This is a genomic window from Bacillus sp. 204(2023) (assembly GCF_037027505.1).
In the GTDB taxonomy this organism is placed as follows: Bacteria; Bacillota; Bacilli; order Bacillales; family Bacillaceae; genus Bacillus; species Bacillus subtilis.
In genome coordinates this window covers 105144-127830 of record NZ_JAXCHE010000003.1, presented here as the reverse complement: position 1 = coordinate 127830, position 22687 = coordinate 105144, and the positions used below count along the sequence as shown (strand labels likewise).

Annotated in this window: 24 protein-coding genes; 7 read left to right on the top strand and 17 right to left on the bottom strand. The window is 44.5% G+C overall.

The features are described 5' to 3' along the window. Positions 1–38 precede the first annotated feature (38 nt). Genes WA279_RS07980 through WA279_RS07965 form a run of 4 tightly spaced genes read right to left on the bottom strand, consistent with a single transcriptional unit; the run spans position 39 to position 2679 of the window. The gene (locus WA279_RS07980; RefSeq protein WP_003234719.1) at positions 39–812 is read right to left on the bottom strand and encodes a TerC family protein; all 774 of its coding nucleotides are present in this window, start codon (positions 810–812) and stop codon (positions 39–41) included. A gap of 51 nt (positions 813–863) precedes the next feature. Then, positions 864–1442, bottom strand: coding sequence for a TerD family protein (locus tag WA279_RS07975; RefSeq protein ID WP_003241242.1), 579 nt, complete (start codon positions 1440–1442; stop codon positions 864–866). A 34-nt stretch (positions 1443–1476) separates the two neighbouring features. Next, a complete protein-coding gene (locus WA279_RS07970; protein WP_003234723.1) occupies positions 1477–2058 on the bottom strand; it encodes a TerD family protein in 582 nt (193 codons plus the stop codon). Between the two features lie 21 nt (positions 2059–2079). Beyond that, positions 2080–2679 (bottom strand): TerD family protein, encoded by a 600-nt coding sequence (locus WA279_RS07965; RefSeq protein WP_024571892.1) that lies wholly within the window; start codon positions 2677–2679, stop codon positions 2080–2082. 283 nt (positions 2680–2962) lie between these two features. Between WA279_RS07965 and WA279_RS07960 the strand changes: the two genes are divergently transcribed. Beyond that, positions 2963–3958: an LLM class flavin-dependent oxidoreductase gene (locus WA279_RS07960; protein WP_336154957.1), complete on the top strand. Its 996-nt coding sequence runs from the start codon at positions 2963–2965 to the stop codon at positions 3956–3958. A 37-nt stretch (positions 3959–3995) separates the two neighbouring features. Here the strand turns inward: WA279_RS07960 and znuB are convergent, their stop codons facing one another. From znuB to rapJ, 6 genes are all read right to left on the bottom strand, one after another. Continuing rightward, complete coding sequence (gene znuB, locus WA279_RS07955; protein WP_003246340.1) at positions 3996–4838, bottom strand: zinc ABC transporter permease ZnuB; 843 nt, start codon at positions 4836–4838, stop codon at positions 3996–3998. Continuing rightward, positions 4796–5491, bottom strand: coding sequence for a zinc ABC transporter ATP-binding protein ZnuC (gene znuC, locus WA279_RS07950; RefSeq protein ID WP_014475714.1), 696 nt, complete (start codon positions 5489–5491; stop codon positions 4796–4798). Before znuC ends, znuB begins: the two co-directional genes overlap by 43 nt. Before the next feature lie 54 nt (positions 5492–5545). Further along, positions 5546–6505, bottom strand: coding sequence for a metal ABC transporter substrate-binding protein (locus WA279_RS07945; RefSeq protein WP_335388847.1), 960 nt, complete (start codon positions 6503–6505; stop codon positions 5546–5548). Positions 6506–6692: 187 nt separating this feature from the next. Then, positions 6693–8378, bottom strand: a complete 1686-nt coding sequence (locus WA279_RS07940) for a glycoside hydrolase family 13 protein (RefSeq protein ID WP_046160023.1) — start codon at positions 8376–8378, stop codon at positions 6693–6695. A 24-nt stretch (positions 8379–8402) separates the two neighbouring features. Then, positions 8403–9179 (bottom strand): SDR family oxidoreductase, encoded by a 777-nt coding sequence (locus tag WA279_RS07935; protein WP_015382686.1) that lies wholly within the window; start codon positions 9177–9179, stop codon positions 8403–8405. A gap of 107 nt (positions 9180–9286) precedes the next feature. Then, on the bottom strand, positions 9287–10408 hold the full coding sequence (gene rapJ, locus WA279_RS07930) for a response regulator aspartate phosphatase RapJ (RefSeq protein WP_015715201.1): 1122 nt from the start codon (positions 10406–10408) through the stop codon (positions 9287–9289). Between the two features lie 122 nt (positions 10409–10530). Between rapJ and cwlK the strand changes: the two genes are divergently transcribed. After that, complete coding sequence (gene cwlK / locus WA279_RS07925) at positions 10531–11034, top strand: peptidoglycan L-alanyl-D-glutamate endopeptidase CwlK (protein ID WP_017695036.1); 504 nt, start codon at positions 10531–10533, stop codon at positions 11032–11034. A 7-nt stretch (positions 11035–11041) separates the two neighbouring features. Here the strand turns inward: cwlK and WA279_RS07920 are convergent, their stop codons facing one another. Then, positions 11042–12403: a YcdB/YcdC domain-containing protein gene (locus WA279_RS07920; RefSeq protein ID WP_336154954.1), complete on the bottom strand. Its 1362-nt coding sequence runs from the start codon at positions 12401–12403 to the stop codon at positions 11042–11044. Between the two features lie 186 nt (positions 12404–12589). Beyond that, the gene (locus WA279_RS07915) at positions 12590–14011 is read right to left on the bottom strand and encodes a YcdB/YcdC domain-containing protein (protein ID WP_336154951.1); all 1422 of its coding nucleotides are present in this window, start codon (positions 14009–14011) and stop codon (positions 12590–12592) included. 173 nt (positions 14012–14184) lie between these two features. On the opposite strand from WA279_RS07915, the gene WA279_RS07910 reads away from it, so the two are divergent. Next, positions 14185–14316 (top strand): hypothetical protein, encoded by a 132-nt coding sequence (locus tag WA279_RS07910; RefSeq protein WP_003246334.1) that lies wholly within the window; start codon positions 14185–14187, stop codon positions 14314–14316. 22 nt (positions 14317–14338) lie between these two features. Further along, on the top strand, positions 14339–15403 hold the full coding sequence (locus WA279_RS07905; protein WP_003234750.1) for a DUF4352 domain-containing protein: 1065 nt from the start codon (positions 14339–14341) through the stop codon (positions 15401–15403). Positions 15404–15441: 38 nt separating this feature from the next. On the opposite strand, the gene WA279_RS07900 is transcribed toward WA279_RS07905, so the two are convergent. From WA279_RS07900 to natA, 3 genes are all read right to left on the bottom strand, one after another. Further along, entirely contained in the window at positions 15442–16374 is a 933-nt protein-coding gene (locus WA279_RS07900; protein WP_116316153.1) for an aldo/keto reductase, read from the bottom strand. Between the two features lie 135 nt (positions 16375–16509). Further along, the gene (gene natB / locus WA279_RS07895) at positions 16510–17670 is read right to left on the bottom strand and encodes a sodium ABC transporter permease NatB (protein WP_336154947.1); all 1161 of its coding nucleotides are present in this window, start codon (positions 17668–17670) and stop codon (positions 16510–16512) included. Beyond that, entirely contained in the window at positions 17671–18411 is a 741-nt protein-coding gene (natA, locus tag WA279_RS07890; protein ID WP_277736891.1) for a sodium ABC transporter ATP-binding protein NatA, read from the bottom strand. A 143-nt stretch (positions 18412–18554) separates the two neighbouring features. Between natA and natR the strand changes: the two genes are divergently transcribed. Together natR and natK are read left to right on the top strand one after the other, a co-directional pair. Beyond that, positions 18555–19256: a two-component system response regulator NatR gene (gene natR / locus WA279_RS07885; protein WP_003234759.1), complete on the top strand. Its 702-nt coding sequence runs from the start codon at positions 18555–18557 to the stop codon at positions 19254–19256. A gap of 12 nt (positions 19257–19268) precedes the next feature. Next, a complete protein-coding gene (natK, locus tag WA279_RS07880) occupies positions 19269–20225 on the top strand; it encodes a two-component system sensor histidine kinase NatK (RefSeq protein WP_336154942.1) in 957 nt (318 codons plus the stop codon). A 39-nt stretch (positions 20226–20264) separates the two neighbouring features. Here the strand turns inward: natK and WA279_RS07875 are convergent, their stop codons facing one another. Beyond that, on the bottom strand, positions 20265–21341 hold the full coding sequence (locus tag WA279_RS07875) for a helix-turn-helix domain-containing protein (protein ID WP_336154941.1): 1077 nt from the start codon (positions 21339–21341) through the stop codon (positions 20265–20267). Between the two features lie 234 nt (positions 21342–21575). On the opposite strand from WA279_RS07875, the gene WA279_RS07870 reads away from it, so the two are divergent. Continuing rightward, positions 21576–21959, top strand: coding sequence for an RDD family protein (locus tag WA279_RS07870; protein ID WP_071578728.1), 384 nt, complete (start codon positions 21576–21578; stop codon positions 21957–21959). 37 nt (positions 21960–21996) lie between these two features. Here the strand turns inward: WA279_RS07870 and lipA are convergent, their stop codons facing one another. Continuing rightward, positions 21997–22635, bottom strand: coding sequence for a lipase LipA (lipA, locus tag WA279_RS07865; protein ID WP_015715191.1), 639 nt, complete (start codon positions 22633–22635; stop codon positions 21997–21999). Between the last annotated feature and the right edge of the window lie 52 nt (positions 22636–22687).

Genomic DNA, 22687 nt, shown 5'->3' with positions numbered 1-22687 from the left:
AAAAAGGAAGGACATTGAACCTCCCTCCTTGTTTTGTTTTATTCTTCTTTTGAAGCGGCTGTTTGTTCGCGCACCTGCTTTTGTTTATTGATGTAGTGAATGATCAATGTTACCGCAAATGCAGCGATAATGATAATGAAGAATACAGAGTGCGGCATTTCGTAATGGAAAGCGCTCCCCGCCATTTTCAGCGCGATAATGCCGATTAAGACGAATGCTGTGTTTTCCAGCTCAGGAATTTTATCAATCAGCACAAGGAACACTTTTGCCACTGTACGCATCATTAAAATACCAAGCATACCGCCGATCAGAAGCACCCATACTTTTTCAGATACTGCAAACGCGGCCAGGATGCTGTCCACAGAGAAGGCAAGATCCATTAATTCTACTGAAATGACAGTCGCCCAGAAGATCCCGAACGTACGGACCATCCAAGAGTTTTTCTTGATGCCGTCCGCTTCCTCTTCTTTTTCGCCAATCCAGAAGTGCTTAATGACGAGCCAAGCCAGGTAAAGCGCGCCAAGCACCTTGATCCACCAGAATTTAATGAGAAGCATACCGAGCCCGATGAAAATAAACCTGAAAATATAAGCTCCAAACAAACCATACGTTAACGCTTTTTTCCGCTGTTTTTCCGGCAGGTGTTTAACCATGACCGCAAGAACTAGCGCGTTATCGGCCGATAAAAGGCCTTCCAGAACAACAAGGGAACCGATCAAACCCCAGGAAACAGGATCAGTCAGAACTTCCCCCCACATTTTCCAATCGAAAAATGAAGCATACGTAGACAAAATATGATGTAAAAAGTCCAAGTTTTTTCCTCCTATTAATTTGAAACGGTGACTTCTCTATTTGTCACTCGCTTACACTTGCAAACCGTAATTCCGGCACAATGCAGCCAGCCCGCCGGAAAATCCGCTGCCGATCGCATTGAATTTCCACTCGCCGCCGTGTCTGTAAAGCTCACAAACGACAACAGCTGTTTCAATGGAGAAGTCTTCTCCCAAATCGAAGCGAAGAAGCTCATTCTGCGTTTCTTCATCCACAACGCGGACAAATGCATTGGAAACTTGTCCAAAGTTTTGGCTGCGTGCTTCAGCGTCGTGAATGGTCACTGTGATGCCGATTTTCTCAATGTGAGCAGGGATTTTTGAGAAATCAACGATAATCTGCTCATCATCTCCGTCGCCCTCACCCGTGCGGTTGTCACCCGTATGGATGACACCGCCGCTCGGATGTTCAAGGTTATTATAGAAGACGAAATCGAGATCATTTACGCAGTTATCATGCGCATCAACTAAAAAGGCCGAAGCATCCAGGTCAAAATCGTGTCCGCCGGAGTACTTGTTTGTATCCCAGCCTAAGCCGATCACTGCTTTTGTCAGTCCCGGATTTGTTTTTGTTAAATCAATGCGCTGTCCTTTTGATAATTGAATGGCCATACTGCCTCTCTCCTTTCTGCTCTTCGTATTTGTCTTAACCGACTTGCAAACCGTAGTCTGTTGCAATGCGGGCAAGGCCGCCTTGGTAGCCTGAGCCGATTGCGGAGAATTTCCACTCGCCGTTATGTCTGTAAAGCTCCCCTGCAATGATTGCCGTTTCAATAGAGAAATCTTCTGCAAGATCGTAACGGATGAGCTCTTCATTTGTTTCTTCATTTACGATGCGGACAAACGCGTTTGATACTTGTCCAAAGTTTTGGCTGCGCGCTTCTGCATCGTGAATGGTAATAACAAATGAGATTTTATCAATGTTTGCCGGTACAGCGCTGAGATTTACTTTTACATTCTCATCATCGCCTTCGCCAGCACCAGTCAGGTTGTCGCCTGAATGAACGACTGAACCGTTGCCGCCTTCAAGCTGGTTGTAGAAAATAAAGTCGTTTGGAGATGCGCATTTGCCTGCAGCGTCTAACAGAAACACACTTGAGTCAAGATCAAAGTCGTGCCCGCCGTCATACTTGTTCGTATCCCAGCCTAAACCGACAACAACCTTTGAAAGACCCGGATTTGTTTTTGTTAAATCTACTTTTTGTCCTTTTGCCAATGAAATTGTCATGTTTCATCCACTCCTTTTCTTTTATACGTATCGGCTGATAATATCTTCTAATCTCGTATCGTTTGTGCCTTCACCGATCGCCGCAAACTTCCACTCACTGCCGCTGCGGTAGATTTCTGCTGTAATCAGGCTTGTTCTGCCGGCGTAATTGTCTCTCAAATTGTACTTGAGCATTTCCTCGTGATTAGATTGATCAACTACGCGGATAAACGCATTTTGAATCATGCCGAAATCTTGTTTTCTTCTGACACAATCGTAAATGTTCACTACAAATACAAGCTTATCGATGTTTGCAGGCACTTTATCTAAATCTATCATAATTTGCTCGTCATCGCCCGCACCGTCACCCGTCAGGTTGTCGCCTGTATGCTGTACACCGCCGCAGCGGCTTTTCAGGTTGCCGAAATAAATCAGATTTTTCTTTTCGGTGAATTTTCCGTTTTCCAGCATCAGCACTGAAGCGTCACAGTCGATATTCGGACCGCCTCCGCCAAGCAGTTTGCTGAAGAACCCTCCGCCTGAGGACACTGGGTCCCAGCCGAGACCGACCATCAATTTTGACAGACCGGCTTTTCCTTTTGTTAAATCAATTCGTTGACCTTTTTCTAAAGAAATTGCCACACGATTCACTCCTACTCATCGAAATGTGAAGATAGTCACATTTATTTTTACGCTCACAAGGAAAATAAGCCGTAAATTACTAATATATACGTTTGTTATTATATCAAAGTTTCGTAAAAGTTAAGAATAATTGACGAAAAACCTCGAAAAAAAACTTCCATATTTGATATATGATTTGCAAATGCTATAAAGTGCGCTTCTTAAACAAACCATTTGACGCGGGCAAGTCATTTTGCCTATTCTTGTGTCACCATCTAAAAACAGACAGAAAGGAAGCGGCCTTTTGATTCATTTAAGCATACTTGATCAGGCACCTGTTTCTAAAGGAGAGAGCCCTGTGACAACTCTTCAGCATTCGGTTGAGCTTGCTCGATTTAGCGAAGAGTGGGGCTATAAGCGTTATTGGTTTGCCGAGCATCACAGCACGAAAGGACTGGCAAGCACAGCGCCTGAAATCATGATCGCCCGCATCGCAGCACAGACAAACACCATTCGTGTCGGATCAGGCGGCGTGCTTCTGCCCCAATACAGCCCATTTAAAGTGGCTGAAACCTTTCGCCAGCTTGAGGCCCTGTATCCAAACCGGATTGACCTCGGCGTCGGTCGCTCCCCCGGCGGCACGACAAAAACCAGACTTGCATTAACGGACGGGGTGAAAAAAAGCTTAACCGAATTTAACAGACAGCTGCAGGATGTCTCTTATTTTCTAACAGATTCCCTTCCTCCCGACCATCCGTATGCCGGAATCAAAGCGGCGCCCCTTATTGGTACGGCACCCGAGCTATGGGTGCTCGGTCTTGGTGAAAACAGCGCAAGACGCGCGGCGCATCAGGGGATTGGATATGTATTTGGGCATTTCATTAATCCCGAGCGAGGAGAAAATGCATTCCGCATCTACCGGGAAAGCTTTCGGCCCTCAGCCCATTTTTCGAATCCGTCCGCACTGTTTACGATTTTTGTCATTTGCGCAAAAACAGCTGAAGAGGCACAAGAACTCGCATTAAGCCAAGATTTGTGGCTTCTTCGCGTCGGGAAAGGCTTGGACAGCCGCGTGCCAAGCATCGAGGAGGCGAAAGCCTATCCCTATACAGCGTCCGATAAAAAACTCATAGAAGAAAACAGAAAGCGGATGGTGATCGGTTCTCCAACCACTGTCAAACAACAGCTGTTAGACCTCACAGACCGCTATGAAACAAATGAAATCATGGTTCTGTGCAATGTGTTTGATTTTGAGGCGAAAAAAGAATCTTATGAGCGCCTTGCCGGATTGTTTCTATAAAAAAAGCAGTATTCCCTAGGGAAAACTGCTTTTCATGTTATCGGCTTCTTTTTTTGCGCTGAGCTTCTTTTTTGATAAACGTCCAAACTCCCTGAACTGCAAATCCGATTAATAGCAAAACGATCAAAAGCAGGGTAATAGACGGACCTGGCGGCGTCCCGAGCTGATAGGATGATGTCAGTCCCGTAAATACGCTGAATAATGAAATGAGTATGGCTGTAATGAAAACCATGTTAAAGCCTTTTGCAATTCTGATGGCGAATGCTGCCGGCAATACAAGCAGGGCCGATACAAGAAGGACCCCGATGATCGGAATAATGACTGAAATCGCAAGGCCTGTGACAATACTGAATGACAACGAGAGAACGTTTGTATTGATTCCCGATGTTTTGGCTGTTGCTTCATCAAACGTCAGCAGGTAAAGCGGCCTTCTCAGTACGATAAAATAAAGCAGGATCAGCAGTGTGATAATACTGATAATATAGACCTGCTGCTGGTTTACTGTCACAAGCGATCCAAATAGGTATTGATCGATGCTCATATTGGCTGTGCCTTTGGAAAGGCTGATTAAAAACATCGCGAAGGACAAACCAGCTGCCATTAAGATGGCAATGGACACTTCTGAATACGTCCGATACGCCCGCCGCATGTATTCAATTCCGATCGCGCCGATGGTCACGACGACTATGCTTGCTGCGGTTATATTGGTGCTGAGAAAAAAGCCGATGGCAACACCTGACAATGAGATATGTGAAAGTGTGTCAGCCATTAAGGCCTGTCTTCTGAGAACGAGATACACTCCTAGTATCGGAGCCATGACGGCGATCATGCCGCCTGCTAGAAAAGCTCGTCGCATGAATTCCAAGTCAAACATTTCCATCCGCCTTTTTCTCCTCTCTCTAATCGAATCACTTTATCTAAAAATTGCTGTACTTCGTTTTGTTCGTGAGTAACCATCACAACTGTGCGATTGTGATTTTTCACGAGGTGATGCATAAATTCGTAAAATCCTTTTCTGCTGTCGTAATCAACAGCTGTCGTCGGTTCGTCCAGCATCAGCAGATCCGGGTTGCTGGCGAGCATTCTGGCGATACAGATTTTCTGTTTCTGTCCGCCTGATAAATCACCGATTTTACGATGGCGGAGCTCCCACATTTCCACCATTTTCAGTGCTTTTTCTACTTCAAGATGATCTTCTTCATTTAAACGTTTAAACCATTTCCCTTTTGTATAGCGGCCTGACTGAACAAGCTCCAGCACCGTGCTCGGAAAGCCGGCATTAAATGAAGAAATTTGCTGCGGGACGTACCCTATGGTCAGGCGTTTCCCTTCTGTATTCCTTTTACTGATCGTCACTGTGCCTTCCCACGGTTTCAGCATGCCGAGCATTACCTTTATGAGCGTCGATTTAGAGGCGCCGTTTGGTCCAGTGATGCCGACGAACTCACCGCTTTCAATATCAAGTGATACTTTATCTAAAACAGGCGTATGGGAATAGCCGAAAACGATATCTTTCAATGAGACGAGATTCATGTTAATCTTCCTTTCTCACAAAGAAATAGTGTGCACCCTCCGGCGCACACTATCTTATGATTTAACCAATAGTGAATCTTTCAGGGCATCGAGGTTTTGTTTCATAATGTCGATATACCCTAAACCTTTATCCTGTTCTTCTTTGCTCAAGCCTTCCAGTGTATTCAGCACTTCTGTCTTCGCGCCGATTTCACTGGCGAGCGTATCTGCGACCTTTGAGGATGCAATTTCTTCAAAGTAAATGACTTTTACATTATGTTCTTTGGCATATGTTTTCAGCTTTGCCAAGCTGGCTGCACTCGGTTCTTGGTCAGGTGACAGCCCTGCAATCGGAACCTGCTTCAAGCCGTATTCTTTTGCCAGATAGCCAAAAGCTGTATGCTGCGTGATAAATTCTTTTTTCTCCGCTTTTTTTGCGGTTGTACGATATAGTTTATCAAGATCCTGCAGTTTTGCAATATATTCTTTACTATTTTTCTCATAGTATTCTTTGTTATCCGGGTCCTGCTTCACGATTTGCGCCGTAATATTTTTAACTTCCTTCTGTGCCAGAACAGGGCTGAGCCATACGTGAGGATCCATTGCATGACTGTGCTCATGCTCCCCATGATCATGCTCTTCGTGTTCTTCTTCAGAGCCTTCCATTAAATCAATACCTTTGCTTGCATTAACGAAAACGGCATGGCCTTGGCCCATGCTTTTTTCAGCTGACGGAACCCATGTCTCCATGTATTCACTATTATAAACGAACAAATCAGCATCCTGAATGTTAGCAATGTCTTTCGGCGTCGGTTCCCAATCATGCGGTTCAACGGAAGATGGGATTAACAGATCCACATCGCCTTTGTCTTTTACAATTTGTTTTGTGAATTCATACATCGGGTAGAACGTTGTGACAACGTGCAGTTTATCATCCTTTGAATCCGCCGACCCTTTTGTTGATGAGTTGCCGCATGCTGCAACTAATAAAAAGCACGCTGCAATCAGAAACAAACCGCTCCATTTTTTAAACATATCGTATATCCCCTCTTTTTCAGTAACTTTAAATCAAAATGATAACGATTTTGTAATCCTATATCATAATAAACCGAAGTCATTACGTTTTGCAAGAATAAATTTCATTTTCATTTATTCTTCCCGCCTGCAGAGCGAATATATGTACTAAAAAAACCCGGCTAAGAATGCCGGGCTACTTCAATCATTAGTTTGTTTTGTCCAGAAGATAGACCCTGCTCTCATAAGGCCGGAACACCATTTCGTCAGCAAGATCATCGTTGTTATAATTGCTGAGAAGCAGTGAGGCCTGAGCTTTGCCGCAGTTCTTAGGCCACTGAAAAACAGCCTGCTCTTTTGAAAAATTATTGACCGACAAAAGCTGCTGTTTACTGTTTTCTCTCATGTATACAAACAACTGCGGATCGTCCGGAAGCAAAAGATCAAAGCTCCCTTTCATGAGGTCAGCGTACTGCTTTCTCAGGCTGATCAGTTTTTTGTAATAGTTTAAGACAGAATCAGGATCTCCCTGCGCTTCCTCCACATTGATTGCGGTGAAGTTCGGATTGACCTTCAGCCAAGGCGTGCCGTCAGTAAATCCGGCATTTTTGCCGCTGTTCCACTGCATCGGGGTCCGGGCGTGATCCCGGCTTTTGGCTAAGATCGATCTCATCACATCATTTGGATCATAGCCTTTTTCAAACACCCGTTTATGATACATATTGATCGTTTGGATATCTTTGTAGTCTTCAATCCGGGTGAACGGCGCGTTTGTCATCCCGATTTCTTCTCCCTGATAAATATACGGCGTGCCCTTCATAAAATAAAGTACGGCTGCCAGCATTTTCGCTGATGCTTTGCGGTATTCCCCATCGTCTCCGAATCTGGACACAATCCGGGGCTGGTCATGGTTGCACCAAAACAATGTATTCCAGCCTTGATGCTCAAGCTTCTTTTGCCATTTTGTCAAAACCGATTTTAAATCAGAAAGCTCAAGGGGCTTCAAATCCCAATGTTCTTTTCCGGGCTGCTGATCAAGCTCCATATGCTGAAAGTGAAAAATCATATTCAGCTCATGCTTATCTGTTCCCGTATATTTCAGGCCTTCTTCCGGTGTGACACTGCCGACCTCTCCGACAGACATGACATCATATTGGGAAAACACTTCATCTGTCATTTCTTTTAAATAGTCATGGATTCGTTCGCCATTTGGCTGAAAGGGCTTCGGCTCTGCCTGCTGATTGATATAGTCCTCATACGAAGGAAGATATTCTTTCTTAGAAATGAGATGGAGCTGATCAATTCGCAAACCGTCGACCCCTTTATCGAGCCAAAATTTCATCATGTCATACACCGCCTGGCGAACTTCAGGATTTTCCCAGTTTAAATCAGCTTGTTTGACGGCATTCATATGGAGATAGTATTCTCCGGTGTGCTCTTCGTATTGCCAGACCGGGCAGCCATAGTCTGAGAGCCAGTCTGTCGGCGGGCCGTTCTTTGTGCCAGGACGCCAATAATAATAGCTGCGGTATTTGCTGTTTTTGTCCAGCTCCGCTTCTTTAAACCACGGATGCTCGACCGAGGTGTGATTTAACACAAAGTCCATCACCAGCTTTAATCCCCGCTGATGCACCTGGTCCAGCAGCTCGTGAAAATCGTCCATTGTTCCGTAAGAATCCATAATCGCCTTATGGTTTGTCACATCATAGCCGTAATCAACATTCGGAGAAGGATAGATCGGGCAAATCCAAATCACATCTGCCCCAAGTTCCTTTATGTAGTCAAGACGGGAAATAATCCCCCGCAAGTCCCCAATTCCGTCTCCATTGCTGTCCTGAAAGCTTCTCGGGTAAATTTGGTACACCACTGCATCCTTCCACCAGTCCGTTTTCATCCCGGAATCCCCCTGTTTTGTCTTCTATTCAAGCTGAGACGGATAAAGTGTCATTCCGCCGTCGACGAAAAGTGTTGTGCCGGTCACATAGCTTGCTTCCTCAGATACGAGCCAAGCTGCTGCTGCCGCCACTTCTTCAGGCTTTCCGAAGGCTTTCATCGGGATTTTTTTCAATTGTTTTTGCCTGCTCTCTTCCTTTTTCGTATCAACATTTGATTCTGTGGCAATGGTGCCGGGCGCTATCGCATTGACGCGGATTCCCTTATCCGCATAATTGAGCGCCAGCGTTTCCGTCATCATCTTGATGCCGCCTTTGGATGTGGAATACTGAACGTTTACAGGGCGCGGAATCTGCTGGTGAACACTTGAGATATTCAGCACATTGCCCTTGATATTGTTTTTCATCATGTGGTTAAGTGCTGCTTTCGCTCCCAGAAAGGTTCCGGTAACATTGACATCAATCACTCTCTGCCAATCTTCAAGACTCATCTCATGCGGCATCGCCTCAACGCCGTTAAAACCGGAGTTGTTTACCATCACATCGAGCGTGCCGAAATGCTCTAATGCTGTGTCCAAGAGCGCCTGAATCCCCTCTTCTTTTGACACGTCCGCCTCAACTGCGACGGCTTTCCCTCCGTTCTGCTTAATGATTTCCAGAGTTTCATCGGCTCCAGACGGGTCGCTGTGGTAGTTTACAACAACATTCATTTTCTCCTGTCCGAACCGTTCCGCAATGGCTTTCCCGATTCCTTTTGAAGAACCTGTCACAATCGCTGTTTTTCCGGTTAAATCTTTGTACATACTTGATATCCTCCTCTGATTTCTCACTATGCAGTGGAAAATACCCTGTTTTTCCGAGTTGAAAACAGCACAAAAAAAGCAGAGAACCTGTAGTTCTCTGCTATTTCCTATTGAAAACGCTGCTCGGCAAGCTTCTTTTTAATATTCATCAGCCTGCGGTAAAAGAAAGCGGCGGACTCGTAATGTTCCAGCTGATTGAAACGTTCCGCTGTATCATGCAGCAGATCTTCGGCGTCGGCAAGAAGCTGCCTGGATTCCAGCAGGTCAAAGCATTCTGTAAGCACGTTCAGGTCGCCGCTTCCAAGATACAACTCATGAATGAGGCGGAATTTCGTCAAGTACATGTCATCCTCCCATTCAGCCGCGCTCTTTATCCCGCGGTCATACGCCTCTACTGCCTTGTCGTATTTTCCCTCTTTACAGTAGATATGGGTCAGTGAAAATACAGCTTGAACAGCTTGCTGAAAGTTGTGCTCCTCAAAAATGGCGGCGGCTGTTTTGAAATAGCCCTCCGCTTCTTTGTAATCACCCAGACTGTACTTACAGTGTCCGACATTATAATAGGCAGCGGCGATCATGTACGCTTCTTCAAGCTGCCTGGCATGATCTAAAGCGCTGCACAAGTGGGTCAGTGCTTTTTCATGATGATACACATCGGTCAAATTTCCGGCGATGATAAATTCACACTGAACCCGGCGGCGACCGTACAGTTCATATTTCGTATAAATATCAAGCGCCTGGCTCGCATAATTCATGGAAAAATACGTTTGTTTGATGTGATAATACACTTCTGCGACTTTAAAAAGAAACTCAGCTTTTTCGATCTCATCCTCGACATACTCGAGCTTTTCCTCGGCATGTTTATAATGGTCGATCGCTAATATGAAATTTTTTTGCTTGAATTCGTACATTCCTCTGAAATAATAAAAGTAGTATTCCAGTAAGCCCGTGAGTTTTTGCTGATTGCTTTCAATTTCGTTCAGCATATCAGAGAACGGAGGCTTGGTGTCGCTGTCTTTCACCGGCATCAGCTTATCAAGCATGATTCGATGGCGGAATTCCATCAAAGAAAAATATAAAAGCAAGTCCTGGTTCTCTTCCATATCTTCTAAATCGTATTCAATCTCCTGCTTTAACGCTTCTGCTTGATCTGCTTCAAAAGCGCGAATGAGCTTGTACCATTCATTCAGCTTTACTGCTACTTCTTCTGATGGAATCTTTGCTCTCATCGGTCTGCCTCCTTCCTCCTGCTACTATTTATGTTATATTTTATCATAGCTGTTCGCTTTTAGAGAGAGTCAATCACTTAAAAGCGTTAACATTCAGCACATCTTGAGAAAGTGAGACCGATATGAAGTTACCCGCAAAAACATTTGTCATCTTATGTATTCTATTTCTTCTAGATCTTTGTTTTAGTTATATTCGGCATGAATGGCATTCTCAAAACGCCTTGCAGGACATGCCTGTCCCCTCGGATCTTCATCCGATTGTGAAGCAGAATGCCGATGCACTCAAAGCCGCTGCAGCGAATAAAGGCATTACCGTCGTCATTACTGAAGGATTCAGGTCCTTTAAGGAACAAGATGAATTATATAAACAGGGACGTACAAAAAAAGGGAATATTGTCACCTATGCAAGAGGAGGGGAATCGTATCATAACTATGGTTTAGCGATTGATTTCGCCCTTCAAAAAAAGGATGGCAGCATCATATGGGATATGGAATATGACGGCAATCAAAACGGAAAATCAGATTGGCTGGAGGTTGTCGAGATCGCTAAGACACTCGGTTTCGAATGGGGCGGGGATTGGAAACGATTCAAGGACTATCCCCACTTGGAGATGATTCCTAACTAGACACCCCTCACAGCCTTTTCTTTTTCCTTTTGTGCGCATCAATATAGGAAGGGTAAACCGGCTTATAGACAAGTTTGTAGTGCTGGTCACTGCCTGCTGTAAAATCGGGCTGCCATTCCAGCTTCACATCAAAAGCGGCTAAAAATGCTTCTCTCGCTTCTTCAGCGGAAACATCCGGCCTGTGATTTATCGCTTCCAATTGTTCAGGTTCAATATCAGGCGCCATAAAAGCGTCAATCAACCCAGTTTCCGGATTGACAATGATGCGGGCAGCGCCGAACCGCAGCGGCACTCCTTTATACCAGACAGAAAAATGGTTGCGGACTCTCCCTCTTTCATCAATTCGGACGGGATTCATCCTGAAAAACTCAGTCGCTCTCGGATAGAGGGCATACAAAAATTGAAGCGCTATCTCTTGGCATTCTTCCGTGGAGCATTGGCGGTTGTTCGGCCGCTCCATAAAAGAAAGCGCTGCTTTTAATTTTCCGGTTCTTTTATCCGTCTTCATTTTGATTGTGTTTTTATTTCTCGTTTCAAAATAGCTTCCTATGCTTAAATCCTTACGCTCCGGCGCAGCGCCCCTGCGCCACGTGCTTCCAATTTGTTCTCCAAAGTCTCTTTCACTGACTTTCTGCATATCAGAGGTAAAACCCAGCAAGGCAAATATATCAACTTCTTCCTTGTTCTGAAGCTGCGGCAGTGGCGCCGTGTTTTCTATTCTTTCATCTGCGATATGCTGGTCGGGCACAATTTCGTCTACATCTGCGGGATAGCTGTATCCCGGGAGAATCGGTTCATAAACAAGCCTTGGTTCCTGTTCGCCATCAATGACATCGTACATCAGCTCAAAAGACATTGTGTTTAAGTAATGGGACACAACCTTCTCTTTTGCTACAAATTCCGTCGGAACTTCAGCTTTATGCCCTTCCCCGTAATATAGAAAGTGGACAATCTGACCGCTGCGTGTCATATCAATTAAAAAACCTGAATTGGGAATCGGAAGCCCCAGCTCTATTTTGGTATAGACAAACCGGATGTGCTGCCCCCGTTCTTCCTTGCCTTGAAAATGAAAATTCATAAATGTGCCGGGATGATTGGCAGCGGCAAACTGAAGAGCCGTCAGCTTCAGCTCGGCATCTGGAAGTTGTTTGTCTGTCTCGGAGCGGACAGTTGTTGAAAAGGTGAGCAAAGCGCCGTCATTTCTAAGTTCAACTGTAATGTGCTTTTCCGGATCTTTAGGGTCCTTCCAGATAAAATATGCCTGCCCGTTCTTCTTTTGCTTTTGGTCGTAATCTTCTATCTCAAGCTCATAATGCGTCGGTACATTTCCGATCTCCTGCGCCTTCTTTTTCAGCTGTTTATTAACCAATGAAGTCATCCCTTTCAAAGAGTCTACGACAAAGAGAATCCTGTTTATTATATAAAAAGACCTTTCTTCTTTTAAAGTGAAGAAAGGTCCTTTTCTATTATTGTCATTGTTTTTCGAGATTCTTTCTGTTACTTTCATCACATACTCTCTTCTATATCCGAGGCAATTGCGTGACTTTTGGCTGTTTTACCATGAGCTGAAGACAGGCTCTCCTGTATGTGCATCGATAAAATGCGGATACACCGGCCTATAGACGAGCCGGTAGCTGTGTTCTTCATTATCGTGATATTCTCTTTCCCAGCCCAGCTCAACTTTAAAATGCTGCCAAAAGATAGACTTGGCTTGTTCAACTGAAATGGCCGGCACAGGATCAATGGTTGCCAGCTCATTTGGGTCAATATCCGGTCCCATATAAACGGTGATATACCCTGTCTGGCGGCTGACACAAATTCTGATCTGCCCAAATCGGATCGGAACTCCGTGACAATGCGCTTCAAATGTAAAAACAGCGACTGCGTTTTCTTCTTCATCTTTTTCGTCGTATCTGATCCTAAAATATTGATCGGCATTCGGAAATAAAGCAAACAGAAAGCGAACCGCGATTTTTTCGCACTCTGCCTCAGTTACTGTCAACGGCCCTTCTTTCTCCATAAATGACATGACGCCTTCGAGTTTTCCGGTTTCTTTGTTATAGATGGTTTTCAGCACTTGATGAGTCCGTCCCTTAAACCAGCTGTCCATGCTTTTATCCGCCGGCTGATACACAGGGTCATCCGGATTCCGCCAAACGATTCCGATTCTCCCATCTCCCAAATCCGCTTCCCGCTCTTTGACAAACCCATTTTCAATACCAATCATGCTGTCAGGATCGGCCTTTTCGCGGATGCCCTCGAATAAAGGGAGAGGAAAGCTCTCCGGCTCCCTGTAATCATCGTCATCATCAACTCCTCCTTGTTCTTCTTGAACCAAATCCGCAGGTACGGTAATCGCCCTACATTCAGGCTCATACACCAAATGCGGCTGATCATCTCCGTTTTTGTAAACAGAACGATGGAGAACCTCAAACAAAAGGTCGAACTCCACGTCCTTCTTGATAAAGGCAAGTGCCTCTTCAACATCCGCGACCCTCTTTGGCTTGATGATGCTGCCTGCTTCGCCGTAATAGCGGAAGTAAACGATCTCTCCTGATAAGGAAACATCAGCCATAAATCCGCTCATGGGGAGAGGAAGCCCAGCCTCCATTTGAACATATGAAAATCTCACTTTATCGCCGTATGCACGGTCATTTTCTTCACGAACAAAGGCAGAGAGTGCCCCCGGATGATGAGTCTCGACAAATTGGCGCATGATATCCTCTAGTTTCTCCTCAGACAGCCTTTCTCCGATTTCAGGCTCAATATCACAGGAAAGGGATTCCAGCTCCCCGTCCGGTCCAAGTTCCACGATAATGCCGATATTCTCATCCTGAGGATCTCTCCAACAAAAATAGGCTCTTTTGTCATCACCGCCATAATCTTCAATTTCCAGTTTTAAGTGTGTCGGCACCCGGCCGATTTCCAGTGCTTTTTGTTTCAGTCCCTCTTTCTTCACAAAGGCAGCCCCTTTCATCCTTCTTAAGTTCCCTCCAACTAATCAAAAAGTAATAGTCTAAAATACACAGTTTTCTGAGTTTACCAGTTTTACCAGAACATTTTTCACCAAAAATAGGATGATGAACCTATTCAATATAAAAGCTAATAATCTTAAAATTAATTCCGTTGTAACTTTTTATAGGTCCATTCATGACAAAGGAGGGCGGAGTTTCCAGAAAATCCGGTGAAAACCGTGAGAAAAGAACCGATTTTTTTGGTTATATGATGCTAATCCATTCAAAAAGATCCATTTCTCAAAGACAAAAGACTCCCCTTTCCTAAACCATTTGAGGAGGAAAAATGAATGTTTCAGAAAAAAACGTACGCTGTTTTCCTAATTCTTCTGCTGATGATGTTTACAGCTGCTTGTTCCGGCAGCAAAACAAGCGCGGAGAAGAAAGAATCAGAAACAGAAAAAAGCTCAGATATAGCTCAAGTCAAAATCAAGGATGTCTCTTACACACTTCCGTCTAAATATGATAAGTCCACTTCAGATGACCAGCTTGTGTTAAAAGTCAATGTCGCGGTGAAAAACACAGGAAAAGACCCGCTGAATGTAGACAGTATGGATTTCACATTGTATCAAGGTGATACCAAAATGTCTGACACAGACCCTGAAGACTATAGCGAAAAGCTTCAAGGCAGCACGATTAACGCTGACAAATCCGTTGAAGGAAATCTTTTCTTCGTTGTAGATAAAGGCAAGCAATACGAGCTTAACTATACGCCGGAATCTTACGGTGATAAAAAGCCAAAATCAGTTACTTTTAAAATTGACGGAAAAGACAAAAAAATCCTGGCGACGGCAGATAAGCTCCAAGATTCTGCAAAAGCGTTATCAGCTTATGTTGATGTCCTTCTTTTCGGCAAAGATAACGCCGATTTCGAAAAAATCACCGGCGCTAACAAAAATGAAATTGTAAATGATTTCAATGAATCAGCCAAAGACGGTTATCTCTCAGCTTCCGGCCTTTCCAGCACATATGCGGACAGCAAAGCGCTTGATAATATCGTGAACGGCATTAAAGAGGGATTAAGCAAAAACTCTTCCATTCAAGCAAAAACGACTTCAATCTCTAAAGACGAAGCAATTGTTGAAGCCACAGTTAAACCTGTAGATGCATCTTCTCTTTCAGACCGTATCGAAGACAAAGTGAAAGACTACTACAGTAAAAACTCTAGTGCCAGCTATGAAGAGGCAGTGAAATACGCGCTTCAAGTCTACCCTGAGGAATTTAAAAAGCTTGGACCTGCTTCATCTGAAAAAACAGTTGAAGTGAAAATGAAGAAAAATGACATCGACCAATGGCAGCTTGATATGGATGATTACAGAGCAGCAGAATTAGTCGAAGCATTCATCAAAGAATAAAACACCAAAAGGAAATAGCCATGACGGCTATTTCCTTTTTATTTAAAAATGTCGCTGATGAAATTCACTTCGTCTTCGGTGAGTTCAATGTTCAAGGTTTTCAGGTTATCCTGTAATTGCTCAGGTCGTTTAGCTCCTGGAATAATGGCATCAATCGCCGGTCTCGTTAACAGCCACGCCAAGGCGACATGTGCCGTATCCGCTTGTTTTTCCTCCGCTACTGCTTTCAGCTTATCTACTTTTTTAAGATTGTGGATAAACGTTTCACCCTGAAATTGAGGTTTATCCTTTCTGAAATCATCAAAGACTGTGTCTCGCGTGAATTTTCCTGTCAGCAGTCCGGACGCAAGCGGAAAGTAAGGAATAAAGGAGATGCCTTGTTTTTCACAGTATGGAAGAAGCTCTTTCTCGGCATCACGCTGTATGAGAGAATATTCGGCCTGGAAGACCTCCAAATAGCCATCAGCATTAAAATCCTGCAATTGCTGATAATCGAGGTTCGAAGCGCCGATTGCTTTGATTTTCCCCTCATCCTTCAGCTCTTTCAAAGTGCCCGCCACTTCAGCGAGAGGTGTTTTTCCATCCGGAAAGTGAACATAATACAAATCAATGTAATCTGTTTTCAGCCGCTTCAGGCTCTTCTCGACCTCGCTGCGAAGAAACTCCCGGCTATTGTCTAATTCAATGCTGCCGTCCACTTCTTTATGAGCTCCCTTGGTGGCGATGATGAGCTCATTCCGCACGCCGCGTTCCTGTACGACTTCGCCGATTAATTCTTCAGACCGCCCCAATCCATATATAAAGGCGGTATCGATAAAATTGACGCCGCCATCCAATGCCGTGCGCACTAAATCCTTCCCTGTTTCATCATTTAGATTTGGAAATAGATTATGCCCGCCGACCGCATTCGCGCCGAATCCGATCCGCTTCACCTTCAGCTTCGTTTTGCCGAGTGTACGTGTTTGATCCATTGTTCCTTCTCCTTTGAAACCAATTTTGATGAAAAATAGTGCAGGGTCACTTTTTGTATTAGCTATCCTTTTTCTATTTTCCTTCTTTTTTCAGGATATACAAAAAGGAGAAAGTGTATTTCTCCTTTTGCAAGTTTATTTTGGAAGAACCCATTTGTCTTTCAGGAAGCAGGCTCTGGCTAGTAAAAAGAAGATGGCGATGAGCACGGCGATGGTTCCTGACGTAGACAAAATGGCAGCCGGTTCAACCATCCCGAATAAAAGCTGTTTAAATAACGCATGCAGGTTCAGAAACGGGATGAGAAAGTATGATAAGTCAAATTGGTTCGGTGCCTTGCTGAAGATGAAAAACATCGGGAACACAGGCAGAAAGACGACGAGAGACATATAACTTTGCGCTTCTTTTACCGAGCTGGACATGATGCTGATGAAAAGCTCCATCGCAGAGATCAGCAATGCAGAGAGCACAATGATTAACGCTGAAGCGCCGATTACACTCCACATATGATCTCCCAGCTGGAAGGCCGTTTTTAAATTTTCGGTAAATAACACGGTGGACAAAATCAAAAACACCAAAGCCAATACACCTGAAGCCACGCCAAAAGTGGAAACCGCAAGCCACTTGCCGACCAGCATTTTGTTTCTGCTGACTGGCGTTAATAGCAGCGCCTCGATTGACTTCCGATCCTTTTCACCGGCCATGATATCAAGAGCGATCGGCATTGCGCCGGAAACAATGGAAGTCAGAATCAGCATGGGCAGAATGGCGGAAAGCATAATAGCGGAAGTCCCTTTCTCCTCATCCGCTTCCTTTTGCTGAATCGTAAATGGCTGGATGACCGATTGATCAATGCGCTTATTTGTTAAACGTTCCTGCACAATTTCATTTTTGTACTGATCTAAGGCAGACTGCACAAGCTGCATGGCATTTGACGACCCTTGATCGATTGAATTGCCGTAAACTTCAACCTTAAAAGGTGTCATGCTGTTGACATATGAGTCGAACTCTTTCGGGACGTTCAGATAGGCATCTGCTTTTCCTTCATCAACTGCCTCTTCAGGCTTTGCAAATGTTTTTACGCTGATTTCGTCAATCTCATTAAGCTTGCTTTCCAGTGCGGGCGGAAGCGAATGGCCGACAGCCAGCGTGTACTGCTCCCCTTTGTCGGACAGCATGCTTTCATAAAAGAAGACAAGTCCAAGCATCATAATCATCGGCACTAAGATTGTGAGTAAAATCGTTTTTCTGTCGCGCAAAGCGTCGATCATTTCTTTTTTATAAATATGGCTCAGCATTTAAGAAATCCCCCTGACAAGCTTAGACATAAAGATGTAATTCAAATCCTCACTGCGCTCGCTCTCATATAGTGATTCAAGCGTCCCTCGGTAAATCACCTCTCCGCTGTGAATCATGATGACACTGTCACAGAGCGCCTGCACTTCCTCCATAATGTGGCTGGAAAAAAGAATCGTTTTTTGTTCTCTTTTCAGCTGCTGTATAAATTCTCGGAAGATGTTGCTTGACGTAATATCAAGCCCAGTTGTCGGCTCATCAAATAAAATGATGTCCGGATCGTGAATCAGCGCTCTGGCAATGGCGACTTTCTGCCTCATGCCTTTCGAAAACCCGCCCACTCTCCGGTTCATATAATCGCGCATGCCGAACCGTTTCGATAAATCTTCTATTCTTGCTTTGATCTCGTGGCGGTTCAGCCCATACAGCCTGCCGAAGTATTGGAGATTTTCTTTAGCGGTCATCCTGTCGTAAAGCCCAGTTTCTCCTCCGAATAAGACACCGATTCTTTGTTTGACCTCAGCCGGCTGCTTGACCGTGTCAAAGCCGTCTACTGTGATTACACCCTGTGATGGTTCAAGCAAGGAAGCAATCATTCTCAGCATCGTGGTTTTGCCGGCACCGTTTTCTCCGAGAATGCCGACGACTTCTCCTTTTTCAATTGTTAAACTTACATCTCGCACCGCTTTGACTACTTTTTTCTTATCCTGAAACCTGCGGCTGCAATCGGTCAGTGTAATCATGTCACAATCTCCCTTATCTTTATTTCTAGTAATGACTATATACGAAAAGCTGGATTAGTTGGATAAAGTTGTCGCGAAGAGTTCTTTTTATGTCGCGAAATGGGATAGAATAAAGATGATTCTATGTAACTAGGGGAATGATAATGGTAAAAGTCGGACTTGTAGATGATTATCGAGTAGATTTAGAGAAGCTGGAAGCGATCGTGTCCAGAATGCAGGACGTCGAAATTGTCTTTTCCACCGATTCAGCGAAGGAAGCCTACAGGCGGGTAAAGAACGGAGACATTGATCTGCTGCTTGCCGATATCGAGATGCCCCATATGTCTGGCTACGAGCTTGCTGATTTGATCAAATCCCATTCACTTGATGTGGATGTGATTTTTGTTACCGGCCACGGCGGTTATGCGGTTCACGCCTTTGACCTGAATGTCCATGATTATATTATGAAGCCGTACTATGCCGACCGTCTGGCCGCTTCCTTCGACCGTTACTTGAAAAAGAAAACGGAAACGAGTTTGAATGGGCGTATATTGATAAAGCAAAAGTCTGAAATGCACGTCCTGCAAAAGAAGGATATTATTTTCGCAGAACGGACGGGACGTTCGACGACGATTGTGACAACCGCCGAAGAGGTGCAAACGTATCAAACATTAAATGATATTAAAGGCGACCTGCCCGAAAAAGATTTTCTTCGTTCGCATCGTTCCTTTATTATCAACATTCATTACATAAAGCATTTTTCCGCTTATACCAAGCATTCATTCACAGTTTCCTTTGAGGGAACGTCTAAAAAAGCGATGATCACTAAGCAGCAGCTTGATTATTTTCAAAACTACTATTTTTGAGGAGTTTAGTACGTGATTACCCTTTTTCAATGTCTTTATCTGATTTTATTTAGTTTCATATGTTATCAGGGAGCTGCTGCTTTTTCACACAGCACAGCCGCCTCTTGGCTCACCGCTGTTTTAGGCGCAGCTGCTGCAGGATTGTACATTTGGAATACGAAGCGGGTGTGGAAACACTGTTCCTCAGGGCTTTGTGCATGGATTGCCGTGATTCAAGTGATGTCGGCGGGAGTGGTGCTGATCGGCACAGACATCATGCAGGCATTATGTGTAATCGCGATATTTGCAGGGTGTGAAGGGCTCCGTATCGGACAGTCTGCTTTGCAGGCAAGGCTTTCTGATCAAATTGATAAGCTGACTCAAGCTGAACAGCACGCCAATCAAATGCTGATTGATGTCAGAAGCCGGAATCATGACACAATGAAACATATCACTGCAATCAAATCAGCTCAGCCCAAGGCAGATACACAAGCATATATTCAAAACTGGGCGGATCAATACAGTCAATATGACCGATTTTTGAAGGGAGAGAACGCGTACGTTGCAGGGGTGCTTTATGATTTTTTAGAAAAAGCCCGCGCCTCGAATGTGAGTGTTTCGCTGCATATTCATACACCGCTTTCTTCCCTTCCGTTTTCGCCTGCTGATCAGGTCAGCTTGGTCGGCAACATATTAGAAAATGCGCTCGACAGCGCGGCGGAGGCCCGAGAAAAAGCAGAGATTAAACTGGAGACTTCACTGCGCAGCGGACTTTATGTACTGACTTGTGAAAACAGCACTCCCGGGATGGACCCAAAAGTGCTCGATACAATCTATCAATCGTTTGGCCGCTCAACGAAAAACGGCGCTCATGAAGGCATGGGCACATATATCATTCAAAAACTGGTGAAGAGCGCTTTTGGCAGGCTGGATTTTACCTACCGCCACCCCATCTTCCGGTTAGAAATCAAAATTCCGTTTCAGAAATAAAAAAACCTTGAAAAGCCCGGCTTTTCAAGGTTTTTTTCATTATGAGGATAACGCTTGTGCAAAACGATCTGCTTCATCTTGCAGCGTGCTTTCAATTTCTTTGTAACGGCTGGAAATCGTTGATGCACTAACTCCGTATTTTTTCGCCAGTTTAGCTTGAGAAACGGACGCGCCGTTGAGAGAGATCGCGTTTACATAATATTCAACTGCCGCCGCAAAAGCTTCCGGCTTTCTGATGACAGGTGATTTTTTCTCGCAGAATGTTTTCCAGATGTCAATAACAGCTGGGATCAATTCAGTCGGATACTCTTCCCCGCTCATGCCTTCTTCAATAGCCGCAGCGGTTTCTTTCTCCAAGTCGTTTGCCCACTCAACAGTGCTTACTTCCGCTTTCTCTGCTTGTGGCTCTTCATCTTTCTCAGCTAACAACGCGAACAGAACGTTGTTGAATTCCTGCTTCATGAAGTCCTCCGGCGTTTTGCCTTCCTTCACAGCGGCATCCGCATATTTCTTCACCTTGCTGATCAGCGCTTCTGTTCTCTTCACCGGGAAGATCGTGAACTGCATGAAGAATTCTGCTTTTTCCGCTTCGTGGATTGGGTATCCAAGAATCAGGCTTCCCACTGGAGGAAGGTCTTGATTGCCGGCGTCCATTTCCACTTCGAATTGTTTTGCCGTAATGACATCTTCAAAGTGAATGATGCCTTCCTTCAGGTCCTTCAGCAGCAATAAAGCAGGCGTCATGCTCTGCCATGATTCTACGATCTCACGCGTTTTCGGACGAGTGATCGAATCGCCTTTTTTCTGAAGGTACTCTTCGAAGATTGTCTTCTCACCAGCAAGCGGGTGGAAGAAGATTCCCCAGATTCCTAAGTTAAATACGCTGATGTCTTTCGTCTGTCTGTCCATAGCAGAAAGAAAACCATGCTGGTTGATAAAGCCTGAAATGCTTTCTCTATGTACTGTGAAGGCATACTCCACTAAGTCTTCCTGAATTTGTTTCGCTTCTTTTGCCGCTAGTTCCGCCGGGAAGTCGACAACTTTACTTCCGCAGCATTTTTTATATTTCTTGCCGCTGCCGCATGGGCAAGGGGCATTTCGTTTCACTTTTCCCACAATAAACCCTCCGAATTCTGTTGTAACTTTTCTATTTTAACAAAAATAACTTCTGAGGGCTTGGTTTCGGGCTAAAAAAGAATTTGGTAATGTGATAAGCTGGCTTATTATGCCAATTTACCTATGACATTTTCACCAACTTTTGTGATTTAAGGCTTATCACCTATTCCCACTTTAGGCCCTTCTTTTTTACAATCATTAGGTGTTTATCTAAAATTTTAAGGAGTGTTTAAGTTGGAACTAGCTGGTTTTATGCTGCGCGCCTGCGCTCTTGTACTTGATGTAATCATTGCCGCAGCAGTGATTTTGGCAGCCGGATTTACGTTTGGCGATGGGTCCGCCGGTGTCATTATTGTCGCCATATTGATGCTGATTGTGTACCCTTTGCTGATGCCGCTGACAAATTGGAAGGGCACACTGGGCAAAAAAATCATCGGGCTGCAAATCGTGAGGGACGAAACACACGAGAAAATTTCTCTCCTACAGGCGATTGTCCGCTACATCATAGCGTGGGTGCATGTGTTCTCCCGCCTGATCTATTTGACTGCCGCATTTACGAAGAAAAAACAAACCGTTCATGATATGGCTGCGAAAACCATTGTGCTGAAAGCAGAATAACCTTGAAGAATAGAATTCTTCAAGGTTATTGATCTCATTAGTTTGTATTCTGGCCCCCGCCGTTCAGCCCTTCTTTAATCAGGCTGTTGACTTGGCTGCTGTACAGAAGGCCGATGTGTCCAACGCCATGGATTTGAACGTTTCTAGCACCGTCTAATCTTGATAAATAATTCATGACAATCATATCGGCACTGCTGTAAATGGATGTGTATAAAATCTTTTGATTTGGATCTGTTCCCGGAAGCGCCTTGCCTGTCGTCAAACGGTTGGCGCCGCCAAGCGTCACGACGTTTTCAACTTTATTTCCGCCGTCCAGATTTTTTATGTAGTAAAGTGTGTTCGCGCCCCCCATGCTGTGAGCGACAATATCCACTTTTTTCGCACCCGTTTCATCTAAAACCTTTTGCACAAATCGTGATAATACCGGGCCATTGTTATAATTTGTGCCTGTTTTGTCCCAAAAATCAACTGCATACAGCTTGTCCCGCGACCAGCCCTGAGATACGAGATAGCTCTTAATTCCCGCAAAATTGAATGATGCCCCTCCAATACCGTGAACCATAACGACTGGATTGTGTTCAGCGGCTTTTGCTGACGGCTGCAACGCAAACAGCGATGTAACAGACAGCATCAAAATTGTTACAAGTGCAATGATCCTTCTTTTTACAAATTTCATAATATCCTCCTTTTTTTGTAACAAATTCTCCAATTATATTACGTTACCAAAT

Bases quoted from the DNA above. Each gene is read 5' to 3' on its own strand.
- WA279_RS07975 (WP_003241242.1), bottom strand. From the start codon at position 1,442: ATGGCCATTCAATTATCAAAAGGACAGCGCATTGATTTAACAAAAACA.
- WA279_RS07970 (WP_003234723.1), bottom strand. From the start codon at position 2,058: ATGACAATTTCATTGGCAAAAGGACAAAAAGTAGATTTAACAAAAACA.
- znuB (WP_003246340.1), bottom strand. From the start codon at position 4,838: ATGGAAATGTTTGACTTGGAATTCATGCGACGAGCTTTTCTAGCAGGC.
- znuC (WP_014475714.1), bottom strand. From the start codon at position 5,491: ATGAATCTCGTCTCATTGAAAGATATCGTTTTCGGCTATTCCCATACG.
- WA279_RS07945 (WP_335388847.1), bottom strand. From the start codon at position 6,505: ATGTTTAAAAAATGGAGCGGTTTGTTTCTGATTGCAGCGTGCTTTTTA.
- WA279_RS07940 (WP_046160023.1), bottom strand. From the start codon at position 8,378: ATGAAAACGGACTGGTGGAAGGATGCAGTGGTGTACCAAATTTACCCG.
- WA279_RS07935 (WP_015382686.1), bottom strand. From the start codon at position 9,179: ATGTACAAAGATTTAACCGGAAAAACAGCGATTGTGACAGGTTCTTCA.
- rapJ (WP_015715201.1), bottom strand. From the start codon at position 10,408: ATGAGAGCAAAGATTCCATCAGAAGAAGTAGCAGTAAAGCTGAATGAA.
- cwlK (WP_017695036.1), top strand. From the start codon at position 10,531: ATGAAGTTACCCGCAAAAACATTTGTCATCTTATGTATTCTATTTCTT.
- WA279_RS07915 (WP_336154951.1), bottom strand. From the start codon at position 14,011: ATGAAAGGGGCTGCCTTTGTGAAGAAAGAGGGACTGAAACAAAAAGCA.
- WA279_RS07910 (WP_003246334.1), top strand. From the start codon at position 14,185: ATGACAAAGGAGGGCGGAGTTTCCAGAAAATCCGGTGAAAACCGTGAG.
- WA279_RS07905 (WP_003234750.1), top strand. From the start codon at position 14,339: ATGTTTCAGAAAAAAACGTACGCTGTTTTCCTAATTCTTCTGCTGATG.
- WA279_RS07900 (WP_116316153.1), bottom strand. From the start codon at position 16,374: ATGGATCAAACACGTACACTCGGCAAAACGAAGCTGAAGGTGAAGCGG.
- natB (WP_336154947.1), bottom strand. From the start codon at position 17,670: ATGCTGAGCCATATTTATAAAAAAGAAATGATCGACGCTTTGCGCGAC.
- natA (WP_277736891.1), bottom strand. From the start codon at position 18,411: ATGATTACACTGACCGATTGCAGCCGCAGGTTTCAGGATAAGAAAAAA.
- natR (WP_003234759.1), top strand. From the start codon at position 18,555: ATGGTAAAAGTCGGACTTGTAGATGATTATCGAGTAGATTTAGAGAAG.
- lipA (WP_015715191.1), bottom strand. From the start codon at position 22,635: ATGAAATTTGTAAAAAGAAGGATCATTGCACTTGTAACAATTTTGATG.